Annotated in this window: 27 protein-coding genes; 10 read left to right on the top strand and 17 right to left on the bottom strand. The window is 66.3% G+C overall.

The window, feature by feature from the left end; all coding sequences use genetic code 11:
- Positions 1–220 (top strand): hypothetical protein (locus Q7J58_RS12700; protein WP_304828448.1); only part of this gene is annotated, 220 nt, incomplete at its 5' end.
- Between the two features lie 95 nt (positions 221–315).
- Here Q7J58_RS12700 and Q7J58_RS12695 read toward each other — a convergent pair.
- Positions 316–1299 (bottom strand): dihydroxyacetone kinase subunit DhaK, encoded by a 984-nt coding sequence (locus Q7J58_RS12695; protein WP_304828445.1) that lies wholly within the window; start codon positions 1297–1299, stop codon positions 316–318.
- Positions 1300–1372: 73 nt separating this feature from the next.
- Positions 1373–2407: a LacI family DNA-binding transcriptional regulator gene (locus Q7J58_RS12690; protein ID WP_304828442.1), complete on the bottom strand. Its 1035-nt coding sequence runs from the start codon at positions 2405–2407 to the stop codon at positions 1373–1375.
- Between the two features lie 316 nt (positions 2408–2723).
- Between Q7J58_RS12690 and Q7J58_RS12685 the strand changes: the two genes are divergently transcribed.
- The 9 genes from Q7J58_RS12685 to Q7J58_RS12645 all read left to right on the top strand — a co-directional run bounded on the left by Q7J58_RS12685 (position 2724) and on the right by Q7J58_RS12645 (position 11099).
- Entirely contained in the window at positions 2724–4052 is a 1329-nt protein-coding gene (locus Q7J58_RS12685; RefSeq protein WP_304828439.1) for an extracellular solute-binding protein, read from the top strand.
- An 82-nt stretch (positions 4053–4134) separates the two neighbouring features.
- Complete coding sequence (locus tag Q7J58_RS12680; protein ID WP_304828436.1) at positions 4135–5037, top strand: sugar ABC transporter permease; 903 nt, start codon at positions 4135–4137, stop codon at positions 5035–5037.
- Positions 5034–5981, top strand: a complete 948-nt coding sequence (locus tag Q7J58_RS12675) for a carbohydrate ABC transporter permease (protein ID WP_304828433.1) — start codon at positions 5034–5036, stop codon at positions 5979–5981. Before Q7J58_RS12680 ends, Q7J58_RS12675 begins: the two co-directional genes overlap by 4 nt.
- Positions 5978–6172 (top strand): hypothetical protein, encoded by a 195-nt coding sequence (locus tag Q7J58_RS12670; protein WP_304828430.1) that lies wholly within the window; start codon positions 5978–5980, stop codon positions 6170–6172. Before Q7J58_RS12675 ends, Q7J58_RS12670 begins: the two co-directional genes overlap by 4 nt.
- A 5-nt stretch (positions 6173–6177) precedes the next feature.
- On the top strand, positions 6178–7281 hold the full coding sequence (locus Q7J58_RS12665; RefSeq protein WP_304828427.1) for an ABC transporter ATP-binding protein: 1104 nt from the start codon (positions 6178–6180) through the stop codon (positions 7279–7281).
- On the top strand, positions 7274–8308 hold the full coding sequence (locus Q7J58_RS12660) for an ABC transporter ATP-binding protein (RefSeq protein ID WP_336623497.1): 1035 nt from the start codon (positions 7274–7276) through the stop codon (positions 8306–8308). Before Q7J58_RS12665 ends, Q7J58_RS12660 begins: the two co-directional genes overlap by 8 nt.
- Positions 8309–8320: 12 nt before the next feature.
- Positions 8321–8950 carry a dihydroxyacetone kinase subunit DhaL gene (gene dhaL / locus Q7J58_RS12655; protein ID WP_304828421.1) on the top strand — a complete coding sequence of 210 codons (630 nt, stop codon included), beginning with the start codon at positions 8321–8323 and terminating at the stop codon, positions 8948–8950.
- Positions 8951–8966: 16 nt separating this feature from the next.
- On the top strand, positions 8967–9953 hold the full coding sequence (gene dhaK, locus Q7J58_RS12650) for a dihydroxyacetone kinase subunit DhaK (protein WP_304828418.1): 987 nt from the start codon (positions 8967–8969) through the stop codon (positions 9951–9953).
- Between the two features lie 3 nt (positions 9954–9956).
- A complete protein-coding gene (locus tag Q7J58_RS12645; RefSeq protein ID WP_304828415.1) occupies positions 9957–11099 on the top strand; it encodes an ABC transporter substrate-binding protein in 1143 nt (380 codons plus the stop codon).
- Between the two features lie 62 nt (positions 11100–11161).
- Here the strand turns inward: Q7J58_RS12645 and Q7J58_RS12640 are convergent, their stop codons facing one another.
- The 15 genes from Q7J58_RS12640 to Q7J58_RS12570 form a co-directional block, all read right to left on the bottom strand.
- Positions 11162–12505, bottom strand: a complete 1344-nt coding sequence (locus Q7J58_RS12640; RefSeq protein WP_304828412.1) for a HipA domain-containing protein — start codon at positions 12503–12505, stop codon at positions 11162–11164.
- The gene (locus tag Q7J58_RS12635) at positions 12502–12828 is read right to left on the bottom strand and encodes a helix-turn-helix domain-containing protein (RefSeq protein ID WP_304828409.1); all 327 of its coding nucleotides are present in this window, start codon (positions 12826–12828) and stop codon (positions 12502–12504) included. The genes Q7J58_RS12640 and Q7J58_RS12635 overlap by 4 nt, the downstream gene beginning before the upstream one ends.
- Positions 12829–12931: 103 nt before the next feature.
- The gene (locus Q7J58_RS12630) at positions 12932–13210 is read right to left on the bottom strand and encodes a hypothetical protein (RefSeq protein ID WP_304828406.1); all 279 of its coding nucleotides are present in this window, start codon (positions 13208–13210) and stop codon (positions 12932–12934) included.
- Positions 13210–13632 (bottom strand): hypothetical protein, encoded by a 423-nt coding sequence (locus Q7J58_RS12625; RefSeq protein WP_304828402.1) that lies wholly within the window; start codon positions 13630–13632, stop codon positions 13210–13212. Before Q7J58_RS12625 ends, Q7J58_RS12630 begins: the two co-directional genes overlap by 1 nt.
- 122 nt (positions 13633–13754) lie before the next feature.
- Positions 13755–14408 carry an OmpW family outer membrane protein gene (locus tag Q7J58_RS12620; RefSeq protein ID WP_304828399.1) on the bottom strand — a complete coding sequence of 218 codons (654 nt, stop codon included), beginning with the start codon at positions 14406–14408 and terminating at the stop codon, positions 13755–13757.
- A gap of 22 nt (positions 14409–14430) precedes the next feature.
- Positions 14431–15459 (bottom strand): 2Fe-2S iron-sulfur cluster binding domain-containing protein, encoded by a 1029-nt coding sequence (locus tag Q7J58_RS12615; protein WP_304828396.1) that lies wholly within the window; start codon positions 15457–15459, stop codon positions 14431–14433.
- A complete protein-coding gene (locus tag Q7J58_RS12610) occupies positions 15456–16442 on the bottom strand; it encodes an aromatic/alkene monooxygenase hydroxylase subunit beta (RefSeq protein ID WP_304828393.1) in 987 nt (328 codons plus the stop codon). The genes Q7J58_RS12615 and Q7J58_RS12610 overlap by 4 nt, the downstream gene beginning before the upstream one ends.
- Before the next feature lie 13 nt (positions 16443–16455).
- Positions 16456–16770 (bottom strand): MmoB/DmpM family protein, encoded by a 315-nt coding sequence (locus Q7J58_RS12605; protein WP_304828391.1) that lies wholly within the window; start codon positions 16768–16770, stop codon positions 16456–16458.
- Positions 16771–16795: 25 nt separating this feature from the next.
- Entirely contained in the window at positions 16796–17131 is a 336-nt protein-coding gene (locus Q7J58_RS12600; RefSeq protein WP_304828388.1) for a Rieske 2Fe-2S domain-containing protein, read from the bottom strand.
- An 11-nt stretch (positions 17132–17142) separates the two neighbouring features.
- Positions 17143–17403, bottom strand: coding sequence for a toluene-4-monooxygenase system B family protein (locus Q7J58_RS12595; RefSeq protein ID WP_304828386.1), 261 nt, complete (start codon positions 17401–17403; stop codon positions 17143–17145).
- A 23-nt stretch (positions 17404–17426) separates the two neighbouring features.
- Complete coding sequence (locus Q7J58_RS12590; RefSeq protein ID WP_304828383.1) at positions 17427–18932, bottom strand: toluene monooxygenase; 1506 nt, start codon at positions 18930–18932, stop codon at positions 17427–17429.
- 122 nt (positions 18933–19054) lie between these two features.
- Positions 19055–19729 (bottom strand): response regulator transcription factor, encoded by a 675-nt coding sequence (locus tag Q7J58_RS12585; RefSeq protein WP_304828381.1) that lies wholly within the window; start codon positions 19727–19729, stop codon positions 19055–19057.
- Positions 19723–22623 carry an ATP-binding protein gene (locus Q7J58_RS12580; RefSeq protein ID WP_304828378.1) on the bottom strand — a complete coding sequence of 967 codons (2901 nt, stop codon included), beginning with the start codon at positions 22621–22623 and terminating at the stop codon, positions 19723–19725. Before Q7J58_RS12580 ends, Q7J58_RS12585 begins: the two co-directional genes overlap by 7 nt.
- Positions 22620–23549 carry a fumarylacetoacetate hydrolase family protein gene (locus Q7J58_RS12575; protein WP_304828375.1) on the bottom strand — a complete coding sequence of 310 codons (930 nt, stop codon included), beginning with the start codon at positions 23547–23549 and terminating at the stop codon, positions 22620–22622. The genes Q7J58_RS12580 and Q7J58_RS12575 overlap by 4 nt, the downstream gene beginning before the upstream one ends.
- On the bottom strand, positions 23488–23679 hold the full coding sequence (locus Q7J58_RS12570; RefSeq protein WP_304828372.1) for a 2-hydroxymuconate tautomerase: 192 nt from the start codon (positions 23677–23679) through the stop codon (positions 23488–23490). The genes Q7J58_RS12575 and Q7J58_RS12570 overlap by 62 nt, the downstream gene beginning before the upstream one ends.
- Between the last annotated feature and the right edge of the window lie 20 nt (positions 23680–23699).

The raw sequence follows: 23699 nt of genomic DNA, 5'->3' as shown, positions 1-23699 counted from the left end.
CAAGCACCTGCTGATCCAGATGCACAGTGGCGCCAGTGACGACAACGACGAACACGTCGACACCATCGCACGCCTCACCGAACTCGCGCGCAACTCCTACTCAGCCGCATTCCGCAGCCACACCGGGCGCTGGGAGCCACTGCCCGGCACCGGCGATCTCGCCACGGTCGCCGACGGGGTCGTCTCTCTGCTCGGCTCTTATCTCGAATCCAATACGTAAAGCTATTTACAGGATGTTGTGCCAGCAGCTTTTGCATGCCGCCGGGCAGTGGGCGCACGCTGACCTTCAACATCTGCCCACGGTAGTCTTCTCGACTACCAACGCAGAGCCGCCGTGTGAACGGGTGCGCTCCATAGTGAAGACAGTTCGTCGTCAAACAGCGATACCGTTATCGAACCACCGGGGGTGTCCAACGAGGTGGCGTGGTTCCCGACCAGCGAGCGCTGAACGATCAGACCACGTTCCTTCAACTGCTTGGCTGCCGCATTGAACAACACATACAGCTCGACCAGAGGCGTTGCGCCGAAGCCATTGATGCACAACAGCACGCGCTGGCCAAGCTGTGGCTTGAGGTCGGCGAGGATGGTGTCCAGCATCCGGGTCGCCAGGGCGTCGACCGCTAGCATCGGGATTCGCTGCCGTCCCGGTTCCCCGTGCAGCCCGACGCCGAACTCGATTTCGTCTGCACCGATCTCGAAGGTAGGTGCGCCCGTGATCGGGTCCATGCAGCCCTGGAACGACACGCCGACGGAGGCCGTCTTTGCGTTGATGCGGTTGCCAACGGCTTTGCATTCGCTCAGGCTGGCGCCCGCCGCTGCCGCTGCCCCCACGATCTTTTGCACGATCATGGTCCCGGCCGCTCCACGACGCCCCACCGAGTGGGGCGAGCTGTCCACCGAGGCGTCGTCGTCCACCACCACAGTGGCACATTCAAAGTCCAGCATGTCGAGCGCGGTCTCGAAGTTCAGCAGGTCACCCCGGTAGTTCTTGACGATGAAGAGGCAACCAGCGCCCTGCTCGGCGGACTGGGCCGCCGCCAGGATTTGGTCGGGTGTGCAAGAAGTGAAGATCTCGCCTGGGCAGGCCGCTGCCAGCATGCCATGGCCCACATAGCCTACGTCCAGCGGTTCATGGCCAGAGCCACCGCCGGAGATGACGGCCACCCGTCCCTGCGCGCTGTCGCGCCGAATCACATAGGTCGGGTCGAAATGCACACGGAGGATGTCTGCATGGACCTCGGCAAGACCTTTCAAAGACTCGTGCACGAAGCTATGGGTGCTGTTCTTGAACTTCTTCATGGGTGTCTGTCGAGGCGGCAGGCGGTTGACGGGACGGGACTGTGGTCCATGTTGCAACTTTCGGGGCGGGGCTTCAAGCGAGGTTTTCCGGGGTGAGGATCTCGACGCGCGGGTTGCTGACCGACAAGGCACCGCGCACGCCTTCGCACAGGTCGCGCAGCACCTTGGCCGCCGTGTTCACCGCGTAGTGCACGTCCTGGTGCAGCACATAGGTAACGCCATGCGACATGAGCAACGGTCGGTTGACCTCCAGCAGGTCGTGGATGGCGACGGTCAGCCGCGTGTCGTAGCCCAGATCGGTCAGGGCGCGGCTCAGGCCAAACGAGCCCGGCCCCACGCTGTACACCGCGTGCAAGGAGGCCGCTGACGCCGCTGCCGGCACGTGCTGACTCACGAACCGGCGTGTGTCGTCTTCGGTCTCGGGCATGTCGCTGAAACGGACCAGGTCGATGTGCGCGCCGCGCTCCTGCAACACCTGCTCAAAGCCCACCACGCGGTCGATCTCGAAGGCGTAGCGGGTCTGGGGCGAGAGCAACGCACAGCGGGGCGAGGCGATGTGCGCCAGCTCACGGCCGATCAGCAGGCCCGCCGTGCGGCCAGCCGCCTTGTTGTCGGCGCCGATGTAGGTCTCGCGCAGCGAGCCGGCCACGTCTGAAAACAACGTGACGACGTGGATGCCGCTGCGCACCAGCTCATTGACCGCCAGCTTGACCGCCGGCACGTCCGGGGCGAGCAGGGCAATGCCATCGACGTCGGTGAGCTTGGCCAGCTGGGCGGCGAAGGCGTTGCCGTCGTGCGCCGGGATGCGGTGTGTCAGCTCGGCGATGTGTTTGTGGCGGAAGTCGCCGGCCGACTGCGCGATCACCCGGTCCACCAAGTCAAAGAAACCGCGCCGGGCCGCTGGCAACACGAACGCGAACTTGAAACTCTGGCTGGCCCGGGGGCGGCCGCGCACGGGGCTTATTGCACCCAGGGATTCCATCGCGTTGCGCACCCGCTCCACCGTGGCTTGCCCGACGCCGGGGCGGTTGTTCAGTACGCGATCCACCGTCGCTGTGCTCACGCCAGCGGCCTCGGCAATTTGAGGGATCGTGAAGGTGGATGCCATGGGTCCTCGTGCTTGATTGCTTTTTTGATGGAGTCATCCATCAGACAGATGGCCACAAGCATAGCGTTGACCAAGGTGCGATCTCGAGGTTTTTGCCAGATCTGGGTTGGAAGTGGGGGTGAATGAAGGGTAAACCCTCAATTCTTGGGGAGTGGGACCGCCCACTTAGGGTTTGCCATGAGTGATTTATTGATTGATTTATTTATCATTCGCATCACGTCATCGAATCAGCGCCGGCATCGACATGCAGCCCGCGCCAACCCCCGTTCGAGGCGCCCCTGTGGCGATGCCACTTCAACCCGGAGACACAACAAACATGAACCTGAAACCGAAACTGTTGGCGGCCGTGGCCGCTGTGGCGATGGGCATGAGCGCCAGCAGCGCATTCGCCCAGCAAAAGCAACTCACCCTGTGCTGGGCCGCCTGGGACCCAGCCAACGCGCTGGTCGAACTCTCGAAGGACTTCACCGCCAAGTCCGGCGTGCAGATGAAGTTCGAGTTCGTGCCATGGCCCAACTTTGCGCAGCGCATGCTCAACGAGCTGAACTCCAAGGGCAAGCTGTGCGACCTGATGATTGGCGACAGCCAGTGGATCGGCTCGGCCGCCACCGAAGGCCACTACGTCAAGCTCAACGACTTCTTCGACAAGAACAGCATCAAGATGGCGGACTTCATGCCCGCCACCGTTGAGGGCTACACCACCTGGCCCAAGGGCAGCAAGAACTACTACGCGCTGCCCGCCATGGGCGACGCCGTGGCCTGGACCTACCGCAAGGACTGGTTCGCTCGCGCCGATCTGCAACAGGAATTCAAGGCCAAACACGGCCGCGACCTGGCGCCCCCCCAAACCTGGGACGAACTCAAGCAGATCGGCCAGTTCTTCCAGGGCCGCACCATCGACGGCAAGAAGGTCTACGGTGCAGCGCTCTACACCGAGCGTGGCTCCGAGGGCATCACCATGGGCGTGACCAACACCATGTACGCCAACGGCATGCGCTACGACAACCCCGCCAAGCCCTACGACCTCAAGGGCTACATCAACGGTCCTGAGGCTGTGGCGGGCCTGAAGTTCTACAAGGAGTTGTTCGACTGCTGCACCCCGCCCGGGCACACCAACGCCTACATGACCGAGAACCTGGACGCCTACAAGTCGGGTCAGGTGGCGATGCAGATGAACTTCATCGCCTTCTTCCCCGGCATCAACAAAGATCCGGCGGTGGGCGGGGAGAAAACCGGCTTCTTCCCGATGCCGATGGCCAAGATCGCAGCTGCCCAACTCGGCGGACAGGGCATCTCGGTGGTGAACTACTCGGCCAAGAAAGACCTGGCACTGGAGTACATCAAGTGGTTCGCGCAACCCGCGATCCAGCAGAAATGGTGGGACGCCGGCGGCGCCAGCGCTCACAAGGCGGTGCTCGACAAGCCCGGGTTCGAGAAGAGCGCGGCCTACGCCCCGGTGTACCTGGACTCCATGAAGATCGTCAAAGACTTCTGGCAGGAACCCTCGTACGCCCAGCTGCTGCTGGCGATGCAAAAGCGCACGCACGACTACGTGATCGCTGGCAAGGGCACGCCGCAAGAGGCACTGAACGCGCTGGAAAAAGACTGGACCGAAATCTTCAAAGAGGACGGAAAAGTCAAGTGAGCATGACCGCGCGGGCGCAAGCCCGCGCTCCCAGCCCGGGTGCGCGTCACCCGGGCGGTTCATCCCCACACCAGAGTTCACCATGAGCCCCACCGTTCACCCCCAGCAGGGCCTCTCAGACAAGGCGCTCGCCTGGATCTTTGTCACGCCCACCATCCTGTTGCTGCTGGCGTTCAACATTTTTCCGCTGATCTGGACGATCTACCTGTCGTTCACCAACTACCGCGCCAACCGCCCGGGCGCCGAGGTGGTCTCGGTTGGCATCGACAACTACCAGCGCGTGCTCAACAGCGAAGCCATCTGGGAAAGCATGCGCGCCACGGCGGGCTTTCTGTGTGCGTCGATCACGCTGCAGATCCTGCTGGGCTTCGGCCTTGCGCTGCTGCTCAACCGCAAGTTCCGCTCGCACAGCTTCTGGAGCACCGCCATTCTGCTGCCCATGATGCTGGCGCCTGCGGTGGTGGGCACCTTCTGGAAGTATTTCTTCGAGCCGCAATACGGCATCTTCAACTACATCGTCAACTTCTTTGGCGATTTCGGCAGCTTCACCATGCTGGGCGACACGGCGCTCGCGCCCTGGGCCATCGTGCTGGTGGACACCTGGATGTGGACGCCCTATGTGATGTTGCTGTTGCTCGCCGGGTTGCGCTCCATACCGCCCTACCTGTACGAAGCGGCCGAGATCGACCGCGCCTCGGAGTGGACCAAGTTCTGGCGCATCACGCTGCCCATGGTGCTGCCCTTCATCGTGCTGGCCGTGCTGTTCCGCGCCATCGAGAACTTCAAGATGTTCGACCTGGTGGACCAGCTCACCAACGGCGGCCCCGGCTCGGTGACCGAGTTGGCCTCCATCACGCTCAAACGCGAAGCCTTCGAGAAGTGGCGCACCGGCTTCAGCTCGGCGCTCGCCATCATCATGTTCGTCGCCATCTACGGCATGTCGCTGGTGACGGTTCGATTCCTTGAACGGGTGAAACAGCGATGAACCGACCCATCCACAGTCCCATGGACCCCTCGCCGCGCTCGCGCCTGATCGCGGCCGTGCTGGTGATCACCTACGCGGTGCTCTCGCTGATCCCACTCGCGTGGATCTTCATGACCAGCGTGCGCACGCCGGAAGACGCCATTGCCTACCCGCCCAAAGTGATCGCCGCGCCCTCGGCGGTGGGCTTCGTCAACCTGTTCACCACGCGCTCGCGCGTCTCGGCCGATGAGCTGGCCGCGCTGCCGCCCCCCGCCAACTGGGTGGAGCGCACGGTGCGCGAACAGCAGATGATTTTGTCGGGACCGTCGCGCTTCATGGACCGCTACACCAACTCGCTGGTCATCGGTTTCGGCTCCACCATCCTCTCGATCATCCTGGGCACGCTCGCGGCCTACGCCTTCTCGCGCTTTCGCGTGCCGGGCAAGGACGACTGGCTGTTCTTCATCCTCTCCACGCGGATGATGCCGCCGATCGCGGTGGCCATTCCGGTCTACCTGATGTTCCGCGAGCTGGGCCTGAACGACACCCACACCGGCCTCATCCTGCTCTACACGGTGGTCAACCTCTCGCTGTCGGTCTGGCTGCTCAAAGGTTTCATGGACGAGATCCCGCGGGAGTACGAAGAGGCCGCGATGGTGGACGGCTACACCCGCTGGCAGGCCTTCGTGAAGGTGGTGCTGCCGCAGGCCGCCACCGGCATCGCCACCACCGCCATCTTCTGCCTCATCTTTGCCTGGAACGAGTACGCCTTCGCGCTGCTGCTCACCAGCGGCAACGCGCAGACCGCGCCGCCTTTCATTCCCACCATCATCGGCGAGGGTGGCCTGGACTGGCCCGCCATGGCGGCCGGCACCACGCTGTTCCTGCTGCCGGTGCTGTTCTTCACCGTCCTGCTGCGCAAACACCTGCTGCGCGGCGTCACCTTCGGAGCCATTCGCAAATGAACGCCTCACCCCAACCCGCCAAACGCTGGTACCGAAGGGGCCCGTGGGAGGCCGGCACCATGGCCCTCATCGCGCTCGGACTGGTCATGCTCATGCAGCCTTTCTCGCTCGACGTGTACTCCTACGGTTTCGTGGTGTTGCTGGCCGGTGTGCTCGGCTACTCCGTGGCCGGCAAACTGCCGCAGGCCTGAACACCATGGCCCAGATACAGATCAAGAACCTGCAGAAGACGTTCAGCGACTTCACGGCGGTCAAGAACTCGTCGCTGATCCTGGAAGACGGCAAGTTCGTCGTCTTGCTCGGCCCCAGCGGCTGCGGCAAAACCACCACCCTGCGCATGATCGCCGGGCTCGAATTCCCCACCGGCGGCCAGATCCTGATCGACCAGGACGATGTCACCTACCGGCGGCCGCGCGAGCGCGACGTGGCGATGGTGTTCCAGTTGTTTGCGCTCTACCCGCACTTCAACGTGCGCGAGAACCTGGCGTTTCCGCTGAAGAACGAAGGCCTGCCCAAAGCCGAGATCGGCAAGCGCCTGGACGAGGTGGCGGCGATCCTGCGCATCGAGCACCTGATGAACGCCCGCGTCGGCGGCCTCTCGGGCGGTGACCGCCAGCGCGTGGCGCTGGGCCGCGCCATCGTGCGCAAGCCCAAGGCCTTCCTGATGGACGAGCCCTTGGGCACGCTGGATGCCGAGTTCCGCGAGCTCATGTGCGTGGAGCTGCGCAAGCTGCACGACCGCCTGAAGACGACCACCGTGTTCGTCACGCACGACCAGAACGAGGCCATGGCGCTGGCCGACCACATCGTGGTGATGAACCGGGGCGAGATTTTGCAGGCCGACACGCCCGAAGGCATCTACCACTTCCCCAGCTGCATGTTCGTGGCCAGCTTCATCGGGCGCCCGCCCATGAACTTCGTGCCGATCAACGAGGTGGTGCTACAGGGCAGAGACGAGGTCACTGTGGCTGGCGCGTCCATCGAAGTGCCGCGCCTGAACGAGGCGTGTTCGAAAACGGTGCTCGGTATCCGCCCCGAGCACATCCGCCTGAGCGACCACGGCCCGGTGCGGGGCGAGGTCGCACACGTCGAATATTTCGGCTCGCACTGGATCACCGAAGTGATGACCAGCGCCGGCCGCATCAAGGCCGTGGCGCCCAAAGGCGCCGTGCCGGCGGTGGGCTGCCATGTGGGTCTGGGTTTCCAGACCGAGCGCATCGTGATGTTCAACCAGGAGACCGAGTTGCTGCTCGCCAGCGCCACCACCTCCCACCACCAGCAGGGCATGTCTCATGGCTAGCATTTCGATACAAGGCATGACCAAGCGCTTCGGCGCCACCACCGCCGTCGAGGGCCTCGACCTGGCCGTGAACGACAGCGAATTTTTCGTGCTGCTCGGCCCCAGCGGTGCGGGCAAAAGCACCACCCTGCGGCTCATCGCCGGGCTGGAGCAACCCGACGCCGGGCAGATCACCATGGACGGGCAGGACATCTCTGGCCGATTCCCGGCGGCACGCGACTGTGCCTTCGTCTTCCAGCAGTACTCGCTCTATCCGCACCTGAGCGTGTACGACAACATCGCCTTTCCGCTGCGCTCGCCGATGCGCAAGACACCCGAAGCGCAGATCCGAGAGCGCGTGCACGAGGTGGCCACGTTGCTGCACATCGAATCCAAACTGGATCGCAAGGCCACGGCCCTGTCGGGCGGCGAAATGCAGCGCGTGGCCATCGGCCGAGCGCTGGTGCGTTCGCCCAAGGTGTTTCTGATGGACGAGCCGCTGTCTTCCCTCGACGCACGCTTGCGCGAAGAGCTGCGGGTTGAACTCAAGCGCATCCAGAAACGCACCGGATCCACGGTCATCTATGTCACACACGATCAGGTCGAAGCCACCACGCTGGCCGACCGCATCGGCATCCTGGAAGCGGGAAAGATCCAACAGGTCGGCACACCGATCGAGGTCTACGAACAACCGGCCACGCTGCAGGTGGCGCAGCGCCTGGGCTCGCCGGTCATCAATGCCTTGCCAGCGAACTGGACCGGCTTTCGGTCGCCGCGCGGTGCCGTGCACGCCGCCATTCGCCCCGAAGACGTACAGGTCGTCGCCGGCGATGGCGCTTTGGTCTGCCGTGTGATCGAGGCCTCGCTGCTCAAGCACGAGATGGTGGTTGAGCGCGACGGCATTGAAATCCACGTGCACACCGCTCCCGAAGCTGTTTTCCATCCGGGTGACACGGTAACCATCCACTGCGAGCCTGCCCGCTGCCTGTACTTCGACGTCAAGGGACAGCGCATGGACCCGCTCCCCGCGCACCGCCCATCCCATTGAAAGGACTCCCCCATGAACACCCAAGACATCCTCCAATCGATCACCGCCGTGCAGGCCTCGGTGCTGCGCCGCGAACCGGACATTGAAGAGCTGGACCGTGCCATCGGCGACGGCGATCACTTCATCAACGTGCGCCGGGGCTGCGAGGTCATGGTCGAGTTGTCGCCCTCGTTGCAAGGGTTGGCCCCGTCGGATGCGCTCAACCGCATCGGCATGAAGTTGCTGTCGACCATCGGCGGTGCCTCCGGTCCGCTGATCTCCAGCTTCTTCCTGAGCATGGCCTCCTCGCTCAAGGGCATCGACGAACCCGACCGGGCTCAGTTCGCGGCGGCGTTCATGGCCGGTGTAGACGCCATCAAGTCGCGCGGGAAGGCCGATCTGGGCGAGAAGACCATGCTCGACACGCTGATTCCTGTGTCGCGTCTGCTGCTGCGGATGAGTGAGGAAGGCGCCTCGCTCGCCGACCTGTGCGCGGCCGCCAAGCTCGAGGCCACGCAGGGCATGCAGGCCACGCGCGACATGATCGCTACCAAAGGGCGCGCGCACTTTCTGGGTGACCGCGCCATCGGCCACATCGACCCCGGCTCCAAGACCTGCGAAGTCGCGATCCACGCCGTGTGCGACCTCATGACCAGCCGCTGAATCCAGGAGACCGATCATGAAAAAATTCATCAACCACGTGGATGCGGTGCTGCGGGAATCGCTCAGCGGGCTTCAGGCCGCGCACGCCGACATCCTCACCGTGCATTTCGACCCGACCTTCGTGCGCCGTGCAGAACTCAAACCTGACAAGGTGGCGCTGATCTCCGGCGGCGGTACCGGGCACGAACCGCTGCACACGGGCTATGTGGGCCAGGGCATGCTGGATGCGGCCTGCACCGGGCAGGTCTTCACCTCGCCCACACCCGACCAGATGTTGGCCGCCGCCGAGGCGGTGCACACCGGCGCCGGTGTGCTGTTCATCGTGAAGAACTACGCGGGCGACTCGATGAACTTCCAGATGGCTTCCGAAATGCTGGACATTGAAAACGCCACCGTGATCGTGAACGACGATGTGGCGGTTCAGAACTCCACCCACACCACCGGGCGACGTGGCGTGGCCGGCACGCTGGTGGTCGAGAAAATCGTCGGCGCTGCCGCCGAGGCGGGGCTCAACCTGGCGCAATGCAAGGCCATGGGCGACCGCGTGAACCGCGCCACCGCCTCCATGGGTGTGGCCTTCACCAGTTGCACCGTGCCCGCCGCCGGGCGCGCCACCTTCGACATTGGCGACGACGAAATGGAGTTCGGCGTGGGCATCCACGGCGAGCCAGGCCGCCGCCGTGAGCCGGTGCGTCCCGCCCAGTCCATCGTGGACGAACTGCTCGAGTGCATCCTCACCGACCTGAAGCCCGAGCCGGGCGCCGAGGTGCTGCTGCATGTGAACGGTTTCGGTGCCACACCGCTGATGGAGCTGTACCTGCTGCACCATTGCGCGGGCCAGACGCTCGCTGCACGCGGTCTGAAGGTGGTGCGCTCGCTGGTGGGCAACCACACCACCGCGCTTGACATGGCCGGGGCCTCGCTCACCGTGACGGTGATGGACTCCGAGCTGCTGCGTCTTTGGGACGCCCCTGTGCGCACCGCCAGCCTGCGCTGGAACTGAACCATGTCGCCGGATCGTCGCCTGGTGTTGCAAGGGTTGGCCGGAGGTCTTGTGGCTTCAGCATGTGCCAGCGTGTCGGCGGCCGAGACGGCGCTTTCCGGCGAAATCGTCTTGGGTCAATCGGCGCCGTTGTCCGGGGAGCTGGCCAAGACGACCCAGCAGTTCAACCGGGGCGTGCTGGCCTGGCTGAAAGAGGTCAATGAGCGTGGGGGTGTCGCCGGACGATCGCTGCGCTTGCAGAGCCTGGACGATGCCGGTTGGGTGGAGCAAGGAGAGGTCAACGCCAAGTTGCTGATCGCCGAGCACGGCGCTCAGGCGCTGTTCGGGTTCATGGGGGCCAGCGCCAGCCTGTCGTGCGCGCGCATTGCCGACGGGGAAGGCGTGCCATTCGTGGCGGCCGTGACCGGTTCCAGCGCGATCCGCGAGGCGTCGCTGCGAACGACCTTTCTGATGCGCCCGAGCCACCACGATGAGGTGCACCAGGTGGTGAAGCACGGGGCCACGATCGGATACCAGCGCATTCACCTGGTCTTTGACTACAACGCGCAGGGCTTCTCGATCCGACGCAGCTTTGAGGAGGCCTGCCAGCGTTCGGGCATCCCGATCCATCGTTCCGTGTCCATGGCGCGTCTGGACGACGACGTGCCCCAAGCGGTGGAGAAGCTGACCCAGTCTCCATCCGAGGCGATTGTCCTAGCGTGCAACCATGCTGTTTCTGGCGCTTTCATTCAGGGGGCGCGGGCGGCGGGCTACGGGGGTGCTTTCTATGCCCTGTCCACGGTTGACGCCAGCCGGCTGATCGAAAGCATCATGACCCGCGCGGTGGGCGTGAACTTTGTCCAGACGGTTCCCTATCCTTGGTCACGCGCCAGGCGCGTCACAGGAGACTTCCTCTTGTTTGCGCAGCGCCACGCCATCGAGCCCGACTTCGCGTCTGCCGAGGGCTACCTGGCCGCCCGCTGGCTGACCCATGTGGCTCAGCAAACAGGCGGTTCACTTCAAGCCTCGACATTGATACTGGCGTTTCAGAACGCTGCTCCCGTCGAGCTGGGTGGCTTCCGGCTCGCCCTGGAGTCTGGTCCCCGCACCGCCTCTCGGTTCATCGAGCTGGCCACGATCAACCGAGAACTGCGCTTCATCCGATAGCGCATCCTTTTGGTGCCCAGCCGTCTGGTTTCCCGCCCGGCTGGTCTTCCAGTTTCCTGACCCTACCTGTCAAATTCCGTCGCCGACGCTGCTACCCACTCCGCATAAGCAAACGAAGCCCGAACATCGTCCACCAGCCGGTCCATGCGCGCCGGGTCTTCGGTGATGGGCGCAGCCGCTTCGCGCAGCAGAGGTTCCCAGCGCTGCGCCACCAGCCCGGCGGTGTCCGTCAGCCATTGCATGGCTTCGTCGCGGTCCAGGCCCATGCGTTTCGCGGCGTCGGCAAGCCGCGCGATGCCGGTGCCGCAACGGCCATCGGTGCCCGTGGCGAGCAGCAGCAGGGGGCCTTCTTCGATCGGGCGGGGCGGGCTTGTCAGGTTGGGGGTGATGTCGAAGGCGGGCGAGAGGCCCCAGGCCATGCGGTGGCTGTCTTCGGCGTCATCGCTCACGCGGTCGTACAGCAGCCCGGTGTTGCGGGCGTGGTCGTCGGTGTTGCCGACCAGGGCGTTGAAGGCCATGCGTTTCCACAGCTCGGCCAGTTGCGCTTGCAGGCGCTCGGCGTGGTCGGCTGCACGGTCGGGCGCCGTGGGGCGGGTCCAGATGCGCAGGCGGTCGGCCAGGGCCAGGTACGAACGTTCCGGGTCGCCCCGCGTGGCGTCCAGCCGCAGGCGCAGGGCGGTGTGGGCGCTGGCGTAGAGCTTTCGCGTGGGCTTGAAGGGGTCACCGTCGCGGTCAAAGCGGCGGACCATCAACACCTGGTGCGCGCCAAAGGTGTGCAGCTTCACGCCGGCCACGTGCAGGCCGGCCTGTTCGGCCAGGCGCATGGTGACGAATTCGCGCGCGGGCATGGCGGGCCGGTCACCGCGGGCCTGCATCTTTACCAGCCACAGCTGCCCTTCATGCACCAGCGTGGCCTTGGGGCGTTCACCGCCGGCGCTGGTGTCCAGATCGTGGTTGAGGCGGCGCAGGGCGCGGCTGGCGGGTTCGTGGGCATCCAACTCCTGCGTGAGCTGCTGCAGGTCGTCCAGGCTTTTGGGGCGCCACTGCAGTTTGCGTTCGATGTCGTGGCAGGCCTCGATGGCGCCCACGCCGTCGGGCACGCCGCGTTCCAGCAGCTGCAGCGCGTCCAGGTGGTCGCCGTGAATGGCCTTGAGGCGGTCTTCGCCGTAACCGGCGGGCTTGGCATCGCGCACCACGCCGGGCAGGCCGTCGGCACCGAGCACGGCGGTGCCCCGGGACGAGCGCGACAGCCGCAGTTCCACCGGGTCCAGCGCCTGCGCGCCTTCGGTCTGGATGAAGTCCGGGCGGTAGACGAAGCGCGCGCCGACGCCGTGGACCAGTTCGCCCGCACGGGTCGGTTCGTCGCGCCCTGGCAGCCAGACCCAGACCGGCGTGACCACCGTCATGGCCCCCTCAGTTGGCGTTCGGCGTAGGCCAGGGTTTCGGGGTCGTGGCGCGGATCGAGCAGTTGACCCACCTGGCCCAGCAGACCCAGGGCCTGGAGCACCTTCAAGAAGTTGGCCATGGCCACGCCTTCGGCGCCGGCTTCCAGGGCGCGGACGGTGGACGTGGAGACGTCGGCCAGATGGCCCAGCTGTTCCTGCGTCAGCCCGCGCAGTTTGCGGGCCAGCGTGAGCCTCACGCCCAGGTCTTGCAGCGCGCCGCTCACCATCACGGGGGCAGAGCGGGCGGGTGGGGTGCTGCGGGGGGCAGGGGTGGCGCGAAGCATGACAATATTATAGGTGGATTTGTTTTTATCACAACGAAATCAGGTTTGAAAACATCGTCAAGACAACGAAAACACTTATCTCGGTTTGGGTCGAGAGCTTGGATCAGGATGCCGCGCGCCGACGCACCGTCACTTCCTGCGCTCGGGCGTTGCCGCACGAAAACACCCCCACCAACCGTCCACCCACCCCCAGCGCACAAGCCGCCGTCAGTCCACCCGTGATCACCAGATCACCCGCTTCCAGCCGTTGACCAAAAACAGCCAGTTCCCGCGCCAGCCGCGCCACCGCGTCCAGTGGGTGGTCATCCGCGTCAGCGCCCACGCCCTGGCCCAGCGTGCGGTGGCCGTCGCTCAGGCGCACCGCCACGGTGTCGAGCGCCATCAGGTCCAGGTCGAGTGCACGACTTCGAGGCAGGCGTACGCACCTTCCACGGCGGCGGCTACGGTGTGGCGGTCGACGGGCGCGAGCCGCGCGTCGAGGGCGGTGTGCAGGCGCAGCCCGATCTCGGGTTCCACGCGCGGCTGCACCAGGCGGTCGGATACCGCGTCGTCCGAACCGAGCAGCATCCAGTCGGTCAGCGGGCCGACGTTGGGCCGGTCAATGCCCATCTGGCGGTGCATCACCTGGGCCGTGTAGCCCAGCTTCCACCCGATCACCCGTTCACCGGCGGCAATGCGCAGGGCGAGCAGTGCGCGCTGGATGGCGTAGGCGGTGGCGAGTTCGGGCGAGCCGATGGTGGCCTCGGCGTCGAGCGTGCGCCCGGCCTGGCGCGCCGACCAGATCGCTTCGGCACAGCGCGCCACTTCAGGTGGGGGGTCATGCGGTCTCCGTTCTCGCTCTGTCCGGTCGTGAACCTGGGCGGGGCAGTCATGGTAGCCCTTTGAACCCGCTTGTTGGGGCCGTGGCGAAGGCCGCCCGACAGGCGTCAGAAGCGCCGTCCGACCGACAGGGACACCACCAGCGGGTTGAGTCGCACATCGGCCCGCGTTGGGGCGCCGCCGAAGGCCGGCAGCACGCCCGTCGCCTTGGTCTTCAAATAGATCTTTCGCGCGTCGAGCGACACCGACCAGGTCGGGTCGATGGGGAACTCCACGCCGGCCTGCAGCACCGTGCCCCAGGCGCTGCGGGTGTCGAGGTCCTTGATGAAGGCGTCGCGGTTGCGGGTGACGATGGTGTAGTTGATGCCGGCGCCCACATAGGGGCGCACCGGGCCGTCGTCCAGCAGCTTCCAGGTGAGTGATAACACGGCCGGGGCGTAGGTCACCTTGCCCAGCTGGCCGGCGCTGGCCAGGGCGCCCTTGCCGCTGAGCGTGGTCTCGGGCGGAATGCCGGCCAGGAAGCGGGCGGTCAGGCGGTCCGACACGTCATAGGCGAGCTCGATGCCCAGCGTGGTGCTGCCGCTGGCCGAGGCGTCGCCGCCGGGCACCGGGTTGCCGCCGACGCTCACATCGGCTTGGGTGCTGAAGCCGACGTGGGCCGGGCCAAGGCGAACGGTCCAGGGCGAGGTGTCGGCGGCGCTCGCGGCGCCGGCGCTGAGGCACAGCGCGCAGGCGGCCAGGGCGGTCTTGGTGTTCTTCATGGGGGTGTCTCCTCGTTGTATGTCAGACAAAACGGTCGAAGCGGATCTGCCCGAAGGGCACCTGGTGCCGCGCCATCAGCAGGTCTTGCATCGCTTCGATCATGGGCGGCGGACCGGCCATGTAGTGGTCGAATTCGCCGAGGTGCGGCGCGAGCTGGCGCTGAACCTCGGCGTGCACGAAGCCGGTGGCGCCGGCCCAGGCCGATGGGTTGGTCGGGCTGGACAGGACCACCGTGGCCGACAGCCGTTCGCCGGCCAGCGCGAGCAGCTGGTTGGCGGCGCCGAGGTCGCCCTCGTGGCGCAGCCCGAGGAAGAAGTGCACCCGCCGGGCGCTCTGCTCGGCCAGCACGCCGCGCGCGATCGACAGCATCGGCCCCAGGCCGGAGCCGCCGGCCACGCACACCACGTCGCGCGGCGAAGGCCGCAGCCAGGCGTGGCCATAGGGGCCGTCGATGTCCACCGTCGCGCCCACCGGCAGCTCGGCGCACATCACGGCGCTGCCGCGCCCGCCGGGGGTGCGGCGAACGATGAAGCGCCAGTCGCCGCTGCCGTCGTCCAGGTTCGACATGGAGTAGGCGCGCGCGCCGTCGGCGCCCGGCGGGTAGAGCAGGGCGTACTGCCCCGCCAGGAAGCCCGGTGAACGCGGCAGCGTCAGGCGCAGCTCGACCATGTCGTCGCTTATCGTGCGGCGATCGGTCAGCGTGGCGGTCACGCGTTGCGGCGGCACGGCGGGCTGTTCGGCCTCGCCGCCCAGCCGCACCCGGATGCGCGCATCGCCCTGCGGGCGCGACTGGCAGGCCAGGCGCTTGCCGCGCTTGCGGTCGCGTTCCGACAGGCCGGGTGCGCCTTCCCACAGCGTCTGCACCACGCCCTCCAGCAGCTCGAAACGACAGGCACCGCAACCGCCCACGCTGCATTCGTAGGGGAAGGCCAGGCCCGCGCGCAGCGCGGCCCGGAGCAGGGTGTCCTCTTGCGGCCCGGGCTGGAAGCTCGGGCCGTTGTCGATTTCGATGCGGGTGGGCTGGAGCAGTGCGGCGGTCGGCCCGCTCACAGGCCCAGCCCGCGACGGAACTCGCGGGTGGCAGATCGGGCGCGGGCGGCCGCACCGGCGGCGTCGGGCAGGGCGGCGCAGTAGGTGTCGATGGCGGCGTCGGCCAGCGGCTCCCATTTGGCGACCCAGCTCTGCAGCACCGCGCGGTTCTCCGGCTGTTCCAGCGCCATGCGCACCAGGGCTGAGGCCCAGCGACGGTGGCGCTGCGCGTCCAGCAACTGGGCGTCGACCAGCAGGCCGAGCAGGGTGTCGCCGTTGTGGCGGCCGGCGTCGCCCAGGGTGCGCAGCAGGCCTTCTTCGACGGCCGGGCGGATCACCAGGCTGAAGGCGGTGAAGCTCTCGGCCCAGTCCCAGGCCACCAGGGCGGTCTCGACCAGCTTGCGCCAGCCCTGCCAGGCCGGGTCGGTTTCCCAGAAGGCGCGTTCGCCCGTGCCCAGGCCGATGCCGGGGAAGGTCTTGGCCAGCTCGGCGGTGCGGTAGGCGGTGTGGGTCAGCCAGCGCAGCGAGTCGGCGGCCTGGTAGGTGGCGCAGTTGGAGATCGTCGAGGCCGGCGCCATCTGCGTCAGGTAGGCCGAGGCCATCTGCAGCGTGTGGAACAGGTAGCGCGCAGGGGTGTAGAGGCGGGCGAGGCTGCCGGCCCAGGTCTTGTCGAGCATGGCGTCGTGCCCACGCGCGGAGAACTGGTCGAACAGGCCCTGCACATAGGTCTCCTGCCCGTCCTGCTGCAGGTTGTAGGTGCGGTAGACCATCTCGTCCGGGTCGCGGAAGGCGTCCCAGTCGGGGTGTTTCAGCGGCGAGGCGTTGCGGTGCTGCTTGAACCACAACGCCATCGCAAAGTTCGGGTCGAGCTCGAACGGTGCGTCGGGGTTGTCGGTCGAGAAATGCAGGTTGGTGGAAACGATCTCGTATTCGCTGGGCTTGCGGCGGCGACCGGCCAGGTGGCTCCAGGTCTTGAGCGGCTTGAGGACTTCGGGTTGCGACATGGTGTGTCTCCGGTCAGAACGTCTTGTTGAAATAGAAGCGCACCTGCTCTTCGGTGGTCTCGATGCGGCCGGCGAACGAGCCGAGTTCGACCTCGAGCTCAGACATGCGGAAGGGCCGACCCAGCGCGCGCTCCAGCGTCTCGCGGCGCAGGATCAGCTCGCCTTCGCAGTCGATGCGCACATAGGCGACCTTGTCGTCGACGCGGATGGTCTTGTCGGGGTTGTCTTCTTCGGCCGCCTCGATCACGGCGGCGGTCAGCGGGCTGGCGCGCAGCACGGGGCCGACGCGGTTGTTGCGGTAGGCCTCGGCGGTGGTGGTATCGCTCATGGGGTGTCTTTCAGGAATGGGGGCTTCAGGAATGGGCGAACAGCGGCGTCATGCCCTCGACCTGCACCAGCACGTCGTTGCCTTCGATGCGCACCGGGTAGGTCGCCAGCTTGCAGTCGCCGGGGTTCAGGCCCTGGCCGGTGCGGGCGTCGAAGGTCCACTGGTGCGCGCGGCAGGTCAGCACCTTGCCGTCGAACTTGCCTTCGCACAGGGGAATGTCCTGGTGCGGGCAGACGGACTGGAAAGCGCGCACCTCGCCGCCCTCCACGCCGACCAGCAGCACCTCGTGTTCACCGATCTCGACCTCGGTCATCTCGCCTTCCCAGACGTCGTCGAGCGTGCAGACTTTGTGGAACGTCATGTGTGGTCCCTTCAGCTGTCGCAGAAGATGAACTCAAGGGCCTCCATCGGCTTGATGTCGGTCTCGCTGAGCTTGGCCTGGCGCGGGTAGAAACTGTCGCTGCCCTGGCGGCGCACGCGCACCACCTTGTCGGGCCGCGGTGCCACGCGCCGCCCCACCGAGTGGTGGGCGGCGGCAGCAGCCACTTCGTCCATGGTGTTCTCGGTGTCCACCGGAACGAGCTGCAGCACGAAGTCGTACTGGAAGTTGGAAATCACGGGAAAGAGGGCCATGGGTGTCTCCGGGTTCGGTGGGTTCAGGCGGCCTTTTTCTCGGCCCATTTGTCGCGGTAGGCCGCGACCCAGGCGTACTGGTGCGCGTCGTCGCCGATCTCGCCGGGGGCGAGGCTCATGTACTGCAGTGCCCCGCCCAGATTCGGCGGCTGGATGTGGCCGGCCAGGAAGCGGTCGACCAGCGAGAGGTGGTCGCGGTAGCGCACCGGGTCCTGCTGGAACACCCAGCGGTCGATCTCGGAGTTGAAGTGGTAGGTGCGGCCCTTGTAGTCCAGCGGGTAGTCCTTGACGTTCCAGCCCTTGCCGGGGATGGCGCAGATCGGGATCTGGCTCATGTTGCAGACGATGGGCAGCGTCTCCGGGTAGGTCAGCTCGGTGCGGCCGGCCAGCAGGTTGTCGATGATCACGTCCCAGGCCTGGCCGAAGCTGTCGTTCCAGCCGGGGTACTTTTCTTCGAGCCAGTCGCGGCAGTCGGGCGTGACGCCGGCGGCGACGTTCCACCACAGCGTGGGGCGCCAGAACCAGATGCCCATCTGGTAGGCGTGGTGCTGGTAGTCGAACTCGTTGATCATCTGGTCCCAGTACCAGGGCAGGTCCAGGCCCATGTCGAGCAGCGAGCGTTCGAACTGGCCCACGATCCACTCGCGCATGAACTCCTTGAACGACTGCTTGCGGTGGTGCAGCGGCGTGGCGTAGTCCATGGCGGTGCCGGTCAGCAGGCTGAACAGCCGCCAGGCGCGCGCTATCGCGATGTCGACCAGTTTCTGCGCCTCTTCCTTGCGGCCGTTGGCGATCAGGATCTGCAGCGCGGGCCCGCCGATCTGCGCGTGGCGCGACTCGTCGGTCTGGATGCTCGAGATCAGGCTGGAGAAGGTGAAGTCACCGGCCTCGGCCGCGTCGGCCGCCAGACCCAGGAACTGCATGTTGGTGAAGCCGGTCTCGAACGCGAAGGTCAGCATCACCGCGATGTCGGTGGCGCTGCGCGAGAGGAAAAGATCGTCAAAGGCGTGGCGGGCGGCGATGGCACCCCACTCGTTGGTGTGGTACGCCTTGTGGGCCCAGTCGAACTGCCGGTCTTTGGCGCAATAGCTGTGCGGGAAATACAGCTGGATCTGCGCGTGGCGGTTCTCGTCCATCATGCCGAAGGTGGCCATGTTGCGCATGCCCGGGGCACGGCCGAAACGGCACATGCGGGCCTCGGCGCTCATGGCAGCGTACTCGCCCAGTGCGATCGCACCGTAGTGCGATTTCAGGATCGAGAGCCAGCCCGGATCGGCCTCTTCGAACATCCGGCTGCGCTCCAGCGCTGCCTTGACCGAGTAGGCTCCCGCGTCCTTCTCGCGCTGGATCTTGACGTACTCGGGGTAGGACGTCTTGTAGGGTTCGTCGTACGACGTCCACTGTTCCATCGGTACGCCCATCGCACCGGTCATGAGGTCGGGGAAGAGTTCGGAATCGCTGACGTAGGTCGGCGTCCAGTTGGTGGTGCGCGCAATGTCGTACCACTCGCTGCGTTCCAGCAAGGCCATGGTTTGTCTCCAGTCGTTGTTGAAGTGGGTGCTTTCAGGGCCGGTCCGCTTGCGGGACAGAAGGCCGCTGTCACATCAGCAACTGTAGGGAGCACACCGCTCTTGCACCATTGGACTTTGGTTTATTTGGCGCCTAGGGAATTCCCTCGGACCGCCGTCTCCGGGAGCTCTCCAGCCGCGCTGCGCAGACGCTCCAGCATGCCGATCAGCATGGGCACCGAAGTGGCCTGCATCTTCTCCATGAGGTTGTGGCGGTGCACCTTCACCGTAACCTCGCTGATGCCCATGCGGTCGGCGGTCTGCTTGTTGCGCAGGCCCTGCGCGAGCAGGGTGAGCACTTCGTGTTCGCGCGGTGTCAAGGAGGCATGCCGGTCCTTGAGCACCTGGATGGAATCATGTTCGCGCAGCGCGGCTTGGGAGCGCTCCAGCGAGGCCTCGATGGCGTTCAGCAGGTCTTCGTCGCGAAAGGGCTTGGGCAGAAACTCCATGGCACCGGCCTTCATCGCGCGCACGGTCATGGGGATGTCGCCGTGAGCGGTGATGAAGACGATGGGCAGGTGGTGATGCAGAGGCTGCAACTGGCGCTGCAGCTCCAGCCCGCTCAGACCCGGCATGCGCACGTCCAGCACCAGGCACTCGGGCTCGCGCTTCGAGCGCACATAGTGGTTCAGGAAGTCGGTGGCCAGGGCGTAGGTCTCCACGCGCAGACCGAACGAGCGCAGCAGGCTGCTGACCGCCTCGCGCATCGACAGGTCGTCATCGACCACGTGCACCAGGGCGTTGCGTGGACTCACCATGCGCTGTCCTGCGACGCCACGGGTAGACTGAAACTGAAGGTCACGCCCGGCCCGGGGTTGGGCGTGTACCAGAGGCTGCCACCGTGCGATTCGACGATCGAGCGGCTGATGGCCAAGCCCATGCCCATGCCGCCGGCCTTGGTGGTCTGGAAGGCGTCGAGCAACTTGTCCTTGATGGCCGGGGCGATGCCGCTGCCGCTGTCGATCACGTCCACCTGCACCCCGTTGGCTTCCAGGTGGGCCACGATCTGAAGTGTGCCTTGGTGGCCGCCACCACCGCAGGCCATGGCCTCCAGGCCGTTCATCACCAGGTTCAGGATCACCTGCTGCAGCTGGATGCGGTCGGCCAACACCTCGGGCAACGGGGCCGTGTCCAAGTGCACGATGTCGATGTGTCGCGCCTGCGCTTCGCTGCGCACCAGTTCCAGCACGTCACGGATTGCTTCGTTGATGTCGAGCGCCGTGTGCTGGGTTTCGTGGCGTTGCACGAAGCGCCGGATGCGGGTGATCACGTCACCCGCGCGGTTGGCGTCCCGGACGATGCGGCCCAGAGCGGCCTTGGCTTCGGGCTCGTTGGGCGGAGCCGCTTCGAGCCAGCGCAGGCTGGCATGGCCGTTGGCCACGATGGCGGCCAGGGGCTGATTGACTTCGTGCGCGATCGAAGCGGTGAGCTCGCCCAGCGTGCTCACCCGAGCGAACCGGGCCAGCTCACCACGCGCCCGGGTCAGCGACTGTTCGGCGTGCCGCTGCTCGGTGATGTCGGCGGCCACCAGCACCAGCAAGCGCTCATCACCGGGGGCGCCCGGCACCAGCGACACGCTGGTGACGGCCCACACCATGGCGCCGTCCTTGCGCTGGAACCGCCGCTGCACGTGGTGGGTGTCGACCTCGCCGTTGAGCAGGCCCGCCAGACGGCGCAGGGCGGCGGCGCGGTCTTCCACCGGCGTGACCCGTGACAGATGGAGCGCCATCAGCTCGTCGCCGGTGTAGCCCACCATCGTGCGAAACGCCGGGTTGGCCGCCTGGAAGCCGCCACCGGCATCGATCAGGGCGATGCCCACCGGCGCATGCTCGTAAATCGCCCACCAGCGGTGCTCGGAGGCCTGCAGGGCGCGTCGGTTCTCGATCAGGCTGCGGGTCAGTCCGGCCAGGTCGCTGCTCTGAGACAGCAACTCGCGCTGCAGACCGTCGCGGGCCAGCTTCATGGTGGTCAGGTTGCGCACACGCGCACGCAGCTCCTGGGACGAGAACGGTTTGGTCACGTAGTCCTGCGCCGCGCTGGCGAGCAGGCGCGCCCGCAGGGTCGCATCGTCCTTGGCGGACAGCACCAGCACGGGCAGGTCTTTCAGCCCCGGTGTGGCATGCAGGGCATCCACCAGCCTGTCGCCGCCCAGGCGCGGCATCATCAGGTCGGTCACCAGCAGGTCGGGAGGGCAGGCCAGCGCGATCTCGAGGGCGGCCTCGCCGTCGGGCGCCGCGACGACGTTGAATTCGGTGCTCAGCGCATCGCAGACGAAACGCCGCATCTCGGGGTTGTCCTCCACCACCAGGATGCGCGGCGCGCCGGCGGGTGCCCGGTCCATCGGACCTGCTTCGTTGGGCGGGGTGAGCTCGGCCAGCGCGGTGTTGAGGGCAGGCTTCGGGAGCGCGCGCGCCGGTGAAACCGCCGCGTGCAGCGCGACTTCGCCGGGTGGTTCCAGGGGCAGCTCGACCTGGAACAGCGAGCCGCCACCGGCGGCGGCCGTGACCGTGATGGAGCCGTGCATCAGCTCGGTGAACTCCTTGGCAATCGCCAGCCCCAGGCCGGTACCGCCGAAGTTGCGGGTGGTGCCGGTCTGTCCCTGGCGAAAGCGCTCGAAGATCAGCTGTCGCATCTCAGGCGCCACGCCCGGCCCGGAGTCCTGCACCGTGATCAGGCAGCGGTTGTTGCCGGTTCTCTCGAGCGCGCAGCGCACCCGCCCACCCGGTGGCGTGAACTTGAAGGCGTTGGACAGCAGGTTTTGCAGGATGCGCTCGGTCTTGTCCTGGTCAAGGGTGGCGTGCAGCGACGGGGGCGTGGCGATCACATAGCTCAGGTCCAGCTGTGGCGCCACCGCATGAAACTGCTCGGCGTGTTCGCGCACCAGCGCCGCCAGATCGATGCGGGTGTGGTGCAGGTCCATCCGCTGGGCGTCGAGCCTGGCGAGATCCAGCAGATCGTTCACATGCTTGAGCAACGCGGTGGCGTTGCGCTGGATCACGCCAAGCTGGCGCCGCTGCTGCGCCGACAGGTTGGCGCCCGAGGCCAGCAGCTCTTCGGCGGGCCCGAGGATCAGGGCCAGCGGCGTGCGCAGTTCATGGCTGACGTTCGCGAAGAAGTCGTTCTTCTGCTGGTCGAGCAGGCGGATGCGCTCGAGCAGGCTTTCGAGTTCGGCGTTCTTTCGCGCAATCTCGTCCTCGGCGCGTTTCTTTGCGGTGATGTTGCGACCCTCGGCGAGCAGGAAGACCACCTCGCCCCGCTCGTCCTTCACGGGCAGCAGCGAAAAGTCGACCACGATGGTCTCGTCGCCTGCCGCCTGGCCATAGACCTCAAGGTCGCAGCGAATGAACTCGCCGCCCCGGGCGCGGCGGATGAAGTCGCGCTGCAACTCGGTCGTCTCGCGCGACACCTGGAACCAGCGCGCTTCCCAGAAAGGTTTGCCACGGATGTCGGCGAGCGACACGCCGGCGCCTTCGAGCGCGGCCCGGTTGATTTCCAGCGTCCGCCCGTTGGCATCGAGCAGACCGACGAACTGGTACATCGAGTCCAGGACGATGCGGGCGAGTTTCTCCCGCTGCGATTGAAGCGTGTCCGTCTGGTGGAGCGCGACCGAGCCGACCAGGTATTGATCAGATTCCGCGAACAGAGGTGTCATGGACGGGTTGTATCGGGTGAGGGGTAGAAGCAAGGAAACCACTGCCAGGAGCCATCGCTCCTTCGGCGGACAGACACGTTGATCGACCCGGTGTCGCCGGCCGAGAACCGGGCCAACAGACGATCGCCAGGCGCCAGAGGGTGAGCCGCTGTGAGCCCACCGGTGATGACCAGGTCGCCGGGCTCAAGCCGTCGGTCGATGCGCGCCAGTTCTCTGGCGAGGCGAACGAGCGCGTCCAGTGGGTGGCCATCCGCGTCAGCGCCCACGCCATGGTCCAGCGTCTGCGCTCCGTCGGACAACCGGACGCTCACGGTGTCGAGCGCCATCAGGTCCGTCACGGGCAGGCGCGGCCCGACAACGACCTGGCCGGCCGAGGCGTTGTCGGCGGTGTTCTGCGCGAGGTTGAAGCGGTAGCCGGTCCAGGTGGAGTGCACGACTTCGAGGCAGGCGTACGCGCCTTCCACGGCGGCGGCCACGGTGTGGCGGTCAACGGGCGCGCGCCGCGCGTCGAGGGCGGTGTGCAGGCGCAGCCCGATCTCGGGTTCGACCCGGGGCTGCACGAACCGATCCGACACCAGGTCTTCTGACTTGAGCAGCATCCAGTCGGTCAGCGGCCCGATGTTGGGCCGGTCGATGCCCATCTGGCGGCGCATCACCTCGGCCGTGTAGCCCAGCTTCCAGCCGACCACGCGCTCGCCGGCGGCGAGGCGCAGCGCGAGCAGCGCGAGCTGGATGGCGTAGGCGGTGGCGAGTTCGGGCGAGCCGATGGTGGCCTCGGCGTCCAGGGTGAGCCCGGCTTGGCGGGCAGCCCAGATCGCTTCGGCGGACTGGGCCACGGCGCTGGGCACGGTCATGGCGCGGCCCCTAGCGCCCCAGGTCTTCGGCGCTGACCCCGGCGATGCCCCAGTTTTCCTTGGGCATCTCATGTATCCAGACACGAATGGTCTCCCTCTTCGCGTCCGTGGCCTCGTGCGGCGCCTGGGTGACTTGTTCAATCACGGCCTTCTTCTGTTCCGGGGTGCGGCCTTCAAGCATGTAGATTTGTGCAAAGGGCATGGCGTGGACGCTGTCGGTTG

Source organism: Hydrogenophaga sp. (genome assembly GCF_030656115.1).
In the GTDB taxonomy this organism is placed as follows: Bacteria; Pseudomonadota; Gammaproteobacteria; order Burkholderiales; family Burkholderiaceae_C; genus Hydrogenophaga.
Note: the sequence above shows the minus strand (reverse complement) of the source record. Positions and strands in the feature narration are given on the sequence as shown.